13 protein-coding genes and 1 tRNA gene are annotated in these 10,147 nt (G+C 61.0%); 6 read left to right on the top strand and 8 right to left on the bottom strand.

The genetic code is table 11. The annotated features are described in order from the left end of the window. Together B2V21_RS16800 and B2V21_RS16795 are read right to left on the bottom strand one after the other, a co-directional pair. Nucleotides 1-520 (bottom strand): argininosuccinate synthase domain-containing protein (locus B2V21_RS16800; protein WP_286917454.1); only part of this gene is annotated, 520 nt, incomplete at its 3' end. Nucleotides 521-617: 97 nt separating this feature from the next. Then, nucleotides 618-1,538 (bottom strand): flagellar protein MotY, encoded by a 921-nt coding sequence (locus tag B2V21_RS16795; protein ID WP_286917453.1) that lies wholly within the window; start codon nt 1,536-1,538, stop codon nt 618-620. Nucleotides 1,539-1,668: 130 nt separating this feature from the next. Between B2V21_RS16795 and pyrC the strand changes: the two genes are divergently transcribed. The 4 genes from pyrC to bfr all read left to right on the top strand — a co-directional run bounded on the left by pyrC (nt 1,669) and on the right by bfr (nt 4,430). Next, complete coding sequence (gene pyrC / locus B2V21_RS16790; protein WP_192000109.1) at nt 1,669-2,715, top strand: dihydroorotase; 1,047 nt, start codon at nt 1,669-1,671, stop codon at nt 2,713-2,715. Further along, nucleotides 2,712-3,386 (top strand): ribonuclease T, encoded by a 675-nt coding sequence (rnt, locus tag B2V21_RS16785; RefSeq protein WP_286917452.1) that lies wholly within the window; start codon nt 2,712-2,714, stop codon nt 3,384-3,386. Before pyrC ends, rnt begins: the two co-directional genes overlap by 4 nt. Before the next feature lie 147 nt (nt 3,387-3,533). Next, on the top strand, nt 3,534-3,755 hold the full coding sequence (locus B2V21_RS16780) for a bacterioferritin-associated ferredoxin (protein ID WP_049861120.1): 222 nt from the start codon (nt 3,534-3,536) through the stop codon (nt 3,753-3,755). A 198-nt stretch (nt 3,756-3,953) separates the two neighbouring features. Then, complete coding sequence (gene bfr, locus B2V21_RS16775; protein ID WP_286917451.1) at nt 3,954-4,430, top strand: bacterioferritin; 477 nt, start codon at nt 3,954-3,956, stop codon at nt 4,428-4,430. 103 nt (nt 4,431-4,533) lie between these two features. Here the strand turns inward: bfr and grxD are convergent, their stop codons facing one another. Both grxD and B2V21_RS16765 read right to left on the bottom strand, forming a co-directional pair. Continuing rightward, nucleotides 4,534-4,875 (bottom strand): Grx4 family monothiol glutaredoxin, encoded by a 342-nt coding sequence (gene grxD / locus B2V21_RS16770; RefSeq protein WP_049861122.1) that lies wholly within the window; start codon nt 4,873-4,875, stop codon nt 4,534-4,536. Nucleotides 4,876-5,008: 133 nt separating this feature from the next. Continuing rightward, nucleotides 5,009-5,302: a hypothetical protein gene (locus B2V21_RS16765; protein ID WP_049861123.1), complete on the bottom strand. Its 294-nt coding sequence runs from the start codon at nt 5,300-5,302 to the stop codon at nt 5,009-5,011. Between the two features lie 279 nt (nt 5,303-5,581). On the opposite strand from B2V21_RS16765, the gene argF reads away from it, so the two are divergent. After that, a complete protein-coding gene (gene argF / locus B2V21_RS16760; RefSeq protein ID WP_049861124.1) occupies nt 5,582-6,502 on the top strand; it encodes an ornithine carbamoyltransferase in 921 nt (306 codons plus the stop codon). Further along, complete coding sequence (locus B2V21_RS16755; RefSeq protein ID WP_286917450.1) at nt 6,499-7,584, top strand: ABC transporter ATP-binding protein; 1,086 nt, start codon at nt 6,499-6,501, stop codon at nt 7,582-7,584. The genes argF and B2V21_RS16755 overlap by 4 nt, the downstream gene beginning before the upstream one ends. A gap of 70 nt (nt 7,585-7,654) precedes the next feature. Here the strand turns inward: B2V21_RS16755 and B2V21_RS16750 are convergent, their stop codons facing one another. The 4 genes from B2V21_RS16750 to B2V21_RS16735 all read right to left on the bottom strand — a co-directional run bounded on the left by B2V21_RS16750 (nt 7,655) and on the right by B2V21_RS16735 (nt 10,033). Continuing rightward, nucleotides 7,655-8,101: an Hsp20 family protein gene (locus B2V21_RS16750; protein WP_049861126.1), complete on the bottom strand. Its 447-nt coding sequence runs from the start codon at nt 8,099-8,101 to the stop codon at nt 7,655-7,657. A gap of 153 nt (nt 8,102-8,254) precedes the next feature. After that, nucleotides 8,255-9,199, bottom strand: coding sequence for a tRNA dihydrouridine synthase (locus tag B2V21_RS16745; protein ID WP_286917449.1), 945 nt, complete (start codon nt 9,197-9,199; stop codon nt 8,255-8,257). Between the two features lie 213 nt (nt 9,200-9,412). After that, nucleotides 9,413-9,850 (bottom strand): acyl-CoA thioesterase, encoded by a 438-nt coding sequence (locus B2V21_RS16740; protein ID WP_286917448.1) that lies wholly within the window; start codon nt 9,848-9,850, stop codon nt 9,413-9,415. Nucleotides 9,851-9,957: 107 nt separating this feature from the next. Further along, nucleotides 9,958-10,033 (bottom strand) — tRNA-Glu (locus B2V21_RS16735). Nucleotides 10,034-10,147 lie beyond the last annotated feature (114 nt).

Genomic DNA, 10,147 nt, shown 5'->3' with positions numbered 1-10,147 from the left:
TCTTGCCGTGGCGCTCGATCGGAATGTTGTGCTTCTCGGCGTAGTCCATCAGCTTTTCACGCGAGAGCAGGTCCCACTCGCGCCATGGCGCGATGACCTTGACGCCCGGCTTGAGCGCATAGGCGCCCAGCTCGAAACGCACCTGGTCGTTGCCCTTGCCGGTGGCGCCGTGGGAGATGGCATCCGCACCGGTTTCGTTGGCGATTTCGATCAAGCGCTTGGCGATCAACGGCCGTGCGATGGAAGTGCCCAGCAGGTATTCGCCTTCGTACACGGTGTTGGCACGGAACATCGGGAACACGAAGTCGCGCACGAACTCTTCGCGCAGGTCGTCGATGTAGATTTCCTTGACGCCCATGGCCTGCGCCTTGGCGCGCGCCGGCTCGACCTCTTCGCCCTGGCCGAGATCGGCAGTGAAGGTCACTACTTCACAGTTATAAGTGTCCTGCAGCCACTTGAGGATCACCGAAGTGTCCAGGCCGCCGGAATACGCCAGAACGACCTTGTTTACGTCCGCCATGCCATCACTCCACGGGGTTCTACGGAAAGCCGTTGATTCTACCGCCCAAGGCTACGAATTTACAGGGGCGCGACAGCTTTGGTTGAACACGCGACAGTCACAATGGCTTCGCAGGCGGCTTGTCGGTGGCCAGAACGGCGGGCGAATCGGCGGCGGGGGCAGCGCTTGGCGGCGCCTCCACACGAGACAACTCGATGCTCACGCGACGGTTTCGGGCCCGATTGGCGGCATTGCTGTTGGCCACCAGCGGATAGCTTTCGCCGTGAAAGCGCAAGGTGATCTGGCTTTCGCTCAGACCATGGGCCAGCAGGTAGTCCTGAACGGCCAGCGCCCGGCGCCTGGACAGGTCGCGGTTCACCAGACGGTTGCCGCTGTTGTCCGAATGGCCGTCGAGCTGCACGTGATTGACGCTGGGATCGGCTTTCATGAAGGCCAGCAGCTTGTCCAGACGCGCCTTGGCCGCCGTGTCGAGCTCGAGACCACGGGGAAAGCCCACATCGCTCAGGCGAATCTGGTCGTAGTTCATCGGCAACAGCTTCGCCGCACAGGCCTGGTACTCGCCGAAAGCCTGGCCGAAGCGTGCCGACAACAGGCGGATCTCCACCGGTTGTCCGCCGGACTGGCTGCGTATCAGGGTCATGCGCCCTTCCAGCAGCCCATTCATCAGACCACTGGCCTGGCTTTGCGAGCTGGTCAGCAAGGCTTCGCCATGACCCAGCCGGACGCTGCCCAGGTTGATGTCGCCGCGGCCCGGCTGCCAGGGTGCTGCGGCGGCCAGGAGAGTGGCAGAGCCCGTCCCCAGCAGATGACTGACGGAGTTGAGGCGAAACACGGCCTGCTCGCCTGCCCGGCGCACGAACTCGGCCGAGCCGAAATTGGCGACCGGCTGGCCCAATCGACACTCGAACTGATCGCCCGCGACTTTCCACTCGACATTCTCCAGACGCGTCTGGAAATTCATCGCCAGGGCCGGAAGGCTGGCAAACACACTGAGCAGGGCAAGATAACGCTGGCGCACGACAGGCTCCACGGGTTCGAACGGGGTACTTCCAAGGTATCGGACATGGCCTGCAAAACTTGATAGCGGATGCCGTGGGCGGCGTTTTCCGGTAGCATTCGCGGCGAGTTCGAACCGCCTGGAATCCCCAATGTCCGACCGCCTGACCCTTCTGCGTCCCGACGACTGGCACATACATCTTCGTGATGGTGCCGTGCTGCCGCATACCGTGGCCGATGTATCGCGGATCTTCGCCCGCGCCATCGTCATGCCCAACCTGGTACCGCCGGTGCGCACCGCCGCCGACGCCGATGCCTATCGCCAGCGCATCCTGGCCGCACGCCCCGCAGGCAGCGCCTTCGAACCGCTGATGACCCTGTACCTGACTGACCGCACCAGCGCCGCCGACATCCGTGCCGCCGCCGCTTGCGGATTCGTCAAGGCGGCCAAGATGTACCCGGCCGGCGCCACCACCAATTCCGATTCCGGGGTCACCAGCCTGGACAACATCACCGAGGCGCTCGAAGCGCTCAGCGATGCCGGGATGCCCCTGCTGATTCATGGCGAAGTCACCCGCGGTGACGTCGACGTGTTCGACCGCGAGAAAATCTTCATCGACGAGCACATGCGCCGGTTGGTGGAGCGTTTCCCCACGCTCAAGGTCGTCTTCGAGCACATCACCACCGCCGAGGCCGCCGAGTTCGTCAAGGCCGCGCCGGCCAATGTCGCCGCGACCATCACCCCCCAGCACCTGCTGTACAACCGCAATCACATGCTGGTGGGCGGAATCCGGCCGCACTTCTATTGCCTGCCGATCCTCAAGCGCAATACCCATCAGGTCGCCCTGCTCGACGCCGCCACCAGCGGCAGCGGCAAGTTCTTCCTGGGTACCGATTCGGCGCCCCATGCCCAGCATGCGAAAGAAGCCGCTTGCGGCTGCGCCGGTTGCTACAGTGCCTACGCCGGCATCGAGCTGTATGCCGAGGCGTTCGAGCAGCGCAATGCCCTGGACAAACTCGAGGGCTTCGCCAGCCTGCACGGCCCGGACTTCTACGGCCTGCCCCGCAACACCGACACCATTACCCTGGTCCGCGACGAGTGGACCGCCCCAACCAGCCTGCCCTTCGGTGAGCAGGTCGTCATTCCGCTGCGCGCCGGTGAAAAACTGCGCTGGCGCCTGCTGGAGAAAGATGCGTGAGTGAAGACAACTACGACGACGAAGACACGGGCAATGCGGGTACGGGCTCGCGCCATCCCATGGCCGCCCGTTTTCGTGGCTACCTGCCGGTAGTCGTGGACGTGGAGACTGGCGGCTTCAACAGCGCTACCGATGCCTTGCTGGAGATCGCCGCGACCACGATCGGCATGGACGAGAAGGGTTTCGTGTTTCCCGACCACACCTACTTCTTTCGCGTCGAACCGTTCGAAGGGGCCAACATCGAGGCCGCGGCGCTGGAGTTCACCGGTATCAAGCTGGATCACCCCCTGCGCATGGCCGTCAGCGAGGAGACAGCGCTGACCGACATCTTCCGCGGCATCCGCAAGGCGCTCAAAGCCAACGGCTGCAAGCGCGCGATCCTGGTCGGCCACAACAGCAGCTTCGACCTCGGCTTTCTCAATGCTGCCGTCGCGCGTACCGACATGAAGCGCAACCCGTTCCATCCCTTCTCCAGCTTCGACACCGCCACCCTGGCGGGCCTTGCCTACGGTCAGACCGTTCTGGCAAAAGCATGCCACGCTGCGGATATCGACTTCGACGGTCGCGAAGCCCACTCCGCGCGCTACGACACTGAAAAGACGGCCGAGCTGTTCTGCGGCATCGTCAACCGCTGGAAGCAGATGGGCGGCTGGCAGGACTTCAACGACTGAATACCTGTGTCAGGAGTTGCTGGAACAACCGGCACTCCTGCACCGTTCATCGCCTGTTGCGAGCGCAGTCGCGAGTTGTTTTGACAAGCATTCTCATTAACATTAGGATCGTCCGCACTGAAACCAACACAGCGGCGGTTCTTACGTATGTATGTCTGTCTTTGCCAGGGTGTCACCGATGGTCAGATTCGCGATGCAATCTACGAAGGCTGCTGCAGCTATCGTGATGTGCGCGAAACCCTCGGCGTTGCTACTCAATGCGGTAAATGTGCCTGCCTTGCCAAGGAAGTGGTACGCGATACGCTGACGCAAATCCAGACTGCCCAGGCATCCACCCTGTCCTACCCCGTGGAATTTACACCTGCCTGAAGCACCCCCTTTTGAGAAACCGGGCCATGCCCGGTTTTTTTATGTCTGAAATACAATGACTTAGCAACAAACGCGGAACTCAGTCATTCTTATTCCGATTAATTTTCATATAGTATTCAATAACTTAGGTTTGACATGGCAACTTCCTGAGGCCAAACTTCGCGCTATTACTCCTATTCCCGCGCAGGCTCTCCGACCATGAAAGGCGAAATCAGCGTCATCCAGCATCTCAACAGAATCCTCGGAAACGAGCTGGTCGCCATCAACCAATACTTTCTGCATGCCCGCATGTACGAAGATTGGGGTCTGAACAAGCTGGGCAAGCACGAGTACAAGGCCTCGATCGATGCCATGAAGTACGCCGACAAGCTGATCAAGCGCATTCTCTTCCTCGAGGGGATTCCCAACCTTCAGGAACTGGGCAAGATCCTGATCGGTGAACACGCCAGCGAAATGCTCGGCTGCGACCTGAAAATCGAATACAAGGGTCTGGCTGATCTGAAAGGCGCCATCGCCCACTGCGAGACTGCCGGTGACTTCGGTAGCCGTGAAATGCTCGAAGACATCCTTGAAGGCAAGGAAGAGCAGATCGATTGGCTGGAAACCCAGCTGAGCCTCGTCGACAAGGTTGGAATCGAGAACTACCTGCAGTCGAGCATGGGCGAAGAAGACTGATCCCACCGCGCTGCCGAAGCGGCACCATGAAAAAGCCCCGCGCTGTGTGAACAGGCGGGGCTTTTTTCGTTCCTGGCCGACTTGAATGTCGGCCACTCACGGATCAGGCGTCGGCTTTTGGCTGAGCGGCCTTGGCCGAAGCTTCCTTGACCAGGGTCTGCAATTCACCGTTGGCAGCCATCTCGGCCACGATGTCACTGCCGCCTACCAGTTCACCGGCCACCCACAGCTGCGGGAAAGTCGGCCAGTTGGCGTACTTGGGCAGGTTGGCGCGAATTTCAGGGTTCTGCAGGATGTCGACGTAGGCGAATTTCTCGCCACAGGCCATGATCGCCTGCGAAGCCTTGGCCGAGAAACCGCACTGAGGCGCGTTCGGCGAGCCTTTCATGTAAAGCAGGATCGTGTTGTTGGCAATCTGCTCTTTGATCGTTTCGATAATATCCATGGAGCACCTCGCTCGGCTTGTCTATCCGACACTGTCGTCGGCACGGTGAGGCATTGTAACGGAAAGCCGAGCGCAACGCTCGGGCTCTTGCAGCGCGGGGCGTTGGGAGAAGAGCTTGCGGTGGTCGACCGATTCAGTTCATCGGCACAGAAGAAGGCAATGCCTGCATCTGGATTTCCAGAACCGTCTCGACTTCTTCCTGGGCGACGTGCACGCCGGTCAGTTCGCCGATGAGTCGCCAGTGGTCGTCCAGTCCGGTGCTGATGGTCGCCATGCGATCGATCATGTGTTTGCCGGCCGAGCGTGTGACCTCGTCGGAACTGCGCAGCAGCTCGAACGACATGGAAGTCATGGACGCCGTCAGGTGGGTCAGGGTGCGGGCGGTCAGACCCAGCAGCTCCAGCAGTTGTTGTTCTTTCGATTCCATTCCGCAAACTCCGTGTGCTTCGCAATACGCATTTATAACTCACAGACGATGTTTAGGAAACGTCAGATGGTCGGCAGAAACATCCAGCGATCGAAACCTTCGGAAACTTGTGCGTGCCGGTTAAAACTTCAGCGGCTATTGGTAAAAGGCGACAGTTCCTTATAGGATGGCGCCTTCCCTTATTTCGTCGCCCCGTGCGGCTTTCGCCGCAGGTCTCACTCGTTTTTCCGAAAAACCTGTTTTCGAGCACCTGCGGTCCGTGGCAAAAGGTAGTCAATGATGAGCGCAAGGCACTTTCTCTCCCTTATGGATTGCACGCCCGAAGAGCTAATCAGCATCATTCGTCGAGGCATCGAGCTCAAGGACCTGCGCCAGCGCAGCGTGCTGTTCGAGCCTTTGAAGAACCGCGTACTGGGCATGATCTTCGAGAAGTCGTCGACGCGCACCCGTCTGTCTTTCGAAGCCGGCATGATCCAGCTAGGTGGCCAGGCCATATTCCTGTCCCCGCGCGACACGCAGCTGGGCCGTGGCGAGTCCATCGCCGATTGCGCCATCGTCATGTCGCGCATGCTCGATGCGGTGATGATCCGCACCTTCGCCCACCAGACACTGACCGAGTTCGCGGCCAATTCGCGCGTACCGGTGATCAACGGTCTGTCCGATGACCTGCACCCCTGCCAGCTGCTGGCCGACATGCAGACGTTTCTCGAACACCGCGGCGCCATCCAGGGCAAGACCGTGGCGTGGATCGGTGATGGCAACAACATGTGCCACAGCTATATAGAAGCGGCCATCCAGTTCGATTTCCAGCTGCGCATCGCCTGCCCCGAAGGTTTCGAGCCGGACGCACGCTTCGTGGCCATGGCGCCGGAGCGCGTCAGCGTGGTCCGCGATCCTCGCGAAGCCGTGCGTGGCGCCCATCTGGTGAGCACCGATGTCTGGACGTCCATGGGCCAGGAAGAGGAAACCGCACGGCGTCTTGAACTGTTCAAGCCCTTCCAGGTGACCCGCGAACTGCTCGATATGGCGGCCGATGATGCGCTGTTCATGCACTGCCTGCCGGCCCACCGTGGCGAGGAGATCAGCCACGATGTGCTCGACGATCCCCGCGCCGTGGCCTGGGACCAGGCGGAGAACCGCCTGCATGCACAGAAAGCGCTGCTGGAATTTCTGGTCGCTCCCGGATATCGCCCTGAATGAGCACCGCATTGCTGCTCGAACTGCGCAACCTGGCGTGCGGCTATGGCGCTCAGCGTGTAGTCCAGAACCTCAACCTGCACCTCAACGCGGGCGACATTGGCTGCCTGCTCGGCTCTTCCGGTTGCGGCAAGACCACGACCCTGCGCGCCATTGCCGGCTTCGAATCGGTCCATGAAGGCGAGATCACCCTCGACGGCGAGGTCATTTCCCGGCCCGGCCATACCCTGGCTCCGGAAAAGCGTCGAATCGGCATGGTCTTTCAGGACTATGCACTGTTCCCCCATCTGACCGTTGCCCAGAACATCGCTTTCGGCATTCGCAAGCACCCCCGGCAGGCACAGGTGATCGGCGACATGCTCGCACTGGTCAACCTTGGCGGGCTGGACGCGCGCTATCCCCATGAGTTGTCGGGAGGCCAGCAGCAGCGTGTCGCGCTGGCCCGGGCTCTGGCACCGGAGCCGCAACTGCTGTTGCTGGACGAGCCGTTCTCCAACCTCGACGTCGAGCTGCGCCGTCGCCTGAGCCATGAGGTGCGCGATATTCTCAAGCGCCGGGGTACCAGCGCCATCCTGGTTACCCATGATCAGGAAGAGGCCTTCGCCGTCAGCGACCACGTCGGAGTGTTCAAGGAGGGTCGGCTGGAGCAATGGGATACGCCGTACAACCTGTATCACGAACCCGCCTCGCCGTTCGTGGCGAGTTTCATCGGCCAGGGTTATTTCATTCGAGGTCAGTTGGTGGATCCGGAGACGGTGACCACCGAGCTGGGCGTGCTGCGTGGCAACCGCGCCTACACATGGCCTGCTGGCAGCGCTGTCGACCTGCTGCTGCGTCCCGATGACATCGTGCATGCGCCCGACAGCTCACTCAAGGCGCGCATCGTCGGCAAGAGTTTCCAGGGTGCGGCAACCCTGTATCGTTTGCAGCTGCCCACCGGCAGCCAGCTCGAAGCCGTGTTTCCCAGTCACCTGGATTACCTGCCAGGCGCTGAGGTGGGCATTCAGGTCGCCGCCGACCATCTGGTGCTGTTTCCTGCCGCCGGTAGCGTGCCAGTGCTGAGCGAGCCGCGTCGACACGCCTGACACATCTGCCAAATCAAGGGCAATAAAAAAGGGCGCTCCACCAAGCGCCCTTTCTTCTACAGCTCAAGCGTTATTGCAGACGGGTCTGCGCAGATCCGTTGATCGGGATGCGCTTGGCCTTGGCCTCTTCAGGCACGACACGCAGCAGGTCGATGTTGAGCAAACCGTTGTTCAACGCCGCGGCCTTGACCTCGATATGGTCGGCGAGGCGGAACGACAGCTTGAACGCGCGCTGGGCGATGCCTTGGTGCAGGTAGGTCACGCCGGTGGTCTCGGCCTCGCGCTTGCCACCACTGACGGTCAGAACGCCCTTCTCGACTTGCAGCTCCAGGTCTTCTTCCTGGAAGCCTGCGGCGGCGATGACGATCCGGTACTGATCATCGGCGTGCTTTTCGACGTTGTAGGGTGGGTAGCTGCTGGCCGACTCGTTGCGTGCGGCAGACTCGAACAGATCGTTGAAACGATCGAAGCCCACGGAGTGGCGGAACAGTGGAGCAAGGGAAAATGCAGTAGCCATGTGTTTCTCCTGAATCTCAGCGAGTGATTGTCTCCGCGACCCGAATTCGGCATCGCGTAACCCATAGATAGGGACCAGCCAAACGCTTTCAAGAGCTTCCAGGAAAATTTTTCTTGCGCAGTGCGAAGAGTTTTCTTGTGACCTGCTGACTCGCTAGCCCGGCTGCAGCAGGCGCTCGACCGCGTCACAATCCTGTTCGCGGCGCACAAGGGTGAACAGCTCGGACGCCTCGGGGTAGGTGCGGGTCAGCATGGCCAGCCACTGCTTCAGCCGGCCCGGTGCCTGTCTTGGTGTGAGCTGCGCACGGGCCTGGCGCCAGAATTCGCGGATCAGCGGCAGCAGCTCGGCCCAGGTCATGTCTGGCAGCTCGATGCCCTGCTCCGCAGCGGCGATCTGCCGCGCCAGGTCGGGCTTGGATACCAGCCCACGACCGAGCATGAAGTCCTTGGCACCGCTGACCTCACGGCAGCGCCTCCAGTCGGCGACGGTCCAGATGTCGCCATTGGCATAGACCGGCACCTTTACCACGTCCTGAACCTTGGCAACCCACTCCCAGTGCGCTGGCGGCTTGTAACCGTCGACCTTGGTCCGCGCATGCACGACCAACACCTCGGCGCCCCCTTCGGCCAGTGCGGTGGCACACTCGATGGCGCTGTCGGGGGTGTCGAAACCCAGGCGCATCTTGGCCGTCACGGGAATGTGCGCAGGCACCGTCGCGCGCACTTCACGCAGGATGCGATGAAGCAGTTCCGGCTCCTTGAGCAGCACTGCCCCGCCACGCGACTTGTTCACCGTCTTGGCCGGGCAGCCGAAATTCAGATCGATTACTGGCGCACCGAGAGTACAGGCAAACGCGGCGTTGTCGGCGAGCGCCACCGGGTCCGAACCCAGCAACTGCACACGCAACGGCACGCCGGCTCGGGTCTTGGCGCCGGCCAACAGCTCAGGTCCGAACTTGTGATAGTAGGCCGCCGTGAGCACGCGCTCGTTGACGCGGATGAATTCGGTGACGCACCAGTCGATGCCGCCGACCTGGGTCAGGACGTCGCGCAGGATATCGTCGACCAAGCCTTCCATGGGCGCCAAGGCTAATTGCATGAAGTGTTTCTCGGACAGGGGCGTGAAAGGGAGCGGATTCTAGCAGAAAGCCCGCGCGCGGGCGGGCTCTCTAGGGGCTGTGTTAAAAGTCTTGAGACGAAGGTCAGGCAAGGCGAAAACAGCCGAGGAAGCGGAGTTTACAGGTTGTAAATGAGCATTCCGAGGCTGTTTTCAACGCAGCATCACTGAGTATCAAGGCTTTTCACACAGAGCCTAGGATTGGATGACTATGGCTTGACCATACCCATCCAGAAACTCGGCCGGCATGCGCTTGGGCTTGCCGCTGGACAGTTCGATGCAGACGAAGGTGGTGCGTGCCCTGAGCAGGACCGCGCCGTCACGTGGACGCAGCAGTTGGAACTGGCGGGTCATCTTCAGGCGTCGATCCCATTCCAGAATCCAGGTGCCCAATTCCAGCCCATCGCCTTCGTGGGCGCTGGCCAGGTAGTCGATTTCATGGCGAACCACGGCCATGGCGCGATCGAGTTGTCGATAGGTCGCAAGATCCAGACCCAGATGCTGAGAATGCTGCCAAGCGCAACGTTCGAGCCAGGTGACGTAGACGGCGTTGTTGGCGTGTCCGAGGCCGTCGATGTCGTCGGGCTGGACTGTCAGGGCAATGACGAAGGGGGCGGGCCGATCCCAGTTCATGGGCGCTCCTGGAGAATTAGGAACAGGCGGATATGGCGAGGGCAGAAAAACAAAAGGCTCATTCAATAATCGAATGAGCCTTATAAGTCCCGCAGAGCGGGTAATCGTGGCGTCCCCTAGGGGACTCGAACCCCTGTTACCGCCGTGAAAGGGCGGTGTCCTAGGCCACTAGACGAAGGGGACGCAAAACCTTCAGTCGAGCCCGCTATTGCGGACTCTGGCAAATTGGTGGAGCTAAACGGGATCGAACCGTTGACCTCTTGCATGCCATGCAAGCGCTCTCCCAGCTGAGCTATA

Source organism: Pseudomonas sp. UBA6276 (genome assembly GCF_002438365.1).
Classification (GTDB): Bacteria; Pseudomonadota; Gammaproteobacteria; order Pseudomonadales; family Pseudomonadaceae; genus Aquipseudomonas; species Aquipseudomonas coleopterorum.
Note: the sequence above shows the minus strand (reverse complement) of the source record. Positions and strands in the feature narration are given on the sequence as shown.

What these genes read in the sequence shown, in the direction of transcription:
- grxD (WP_049861122.1), bottom strand. Translation starts at nt 4,875, where the DNA reads ATGGATATTATCGAAACGATCAAAGAGCAGATTGCCAACAACACGATC.
- argF (WP_049861124.1), top strand. Translation starts at nt 5,582, where the DNA reads ATGAGCGCAAGGCACTTTCTCTCCCTTATGGATTGCACGCCCGAAGAG.
- B2V21_RS16750 (WP_049861126.1), bottom strand. Translation starts at nt 8,101, where the DNA reads ATGGCTACTGCATTTTCCCTTGCTCCACTGTTCCGCCACTCCGTGGGC.
- B2V21_RS16740 (WP_286917448.1), bottom strand. Translation starts at nt 9,850, where the DNA reads ATGAACTGGGATCGGCCCGCCCCCTTCGTCATTGCCCTGACAGTCCAG.
- B2V21_RS16755 (WP_286917450.1), top strand. Translation starts at nt 6,499, where the DNA reads ATGAGCACCGCATTGCTGCTCGAACTGCGCAACCTGGCGTGCGGCTAT.
- bfr (WP_286917451.1), top strand. Translation starts at nt 3,954, where the DNA reads ATGAAAGGCGAAATCAGCGTCATCCAGCATCTCAACAGAATCCTCGGA.
- B2V21_RS16745 (WP_286917449.1), bottom strand. Translation starts at nt 9,199, where the DNA reads ATGCAATTAGCCTTGGCGCCCATGGAAGGCTTGGTCGACGATATCCTG.
- pyrC (WP_192000109.1), top strand. Translation starts at nt 1,669, where the DNA reads ATGTCCGACCGCCTGACCCTTCTGCGTCCCGACGACTGGCACATACAT.
- B2V21_RS16780 (WP_049861120.1), top strand. Translation starts at nt 3,534, where the DNA reads ATGTATGTCTGTCTTTGCCAGGGTGTCACCGATGGTCAGATTCGCGAT.
- B2V21_RS16765 (WP_049861123.1), bottom strand. Translation starts at nt 5,302, where the DNA reads ATGGAATCGAAAGAACAACAACTGCTGGAGCTGCTGGGTCTGACCGCC.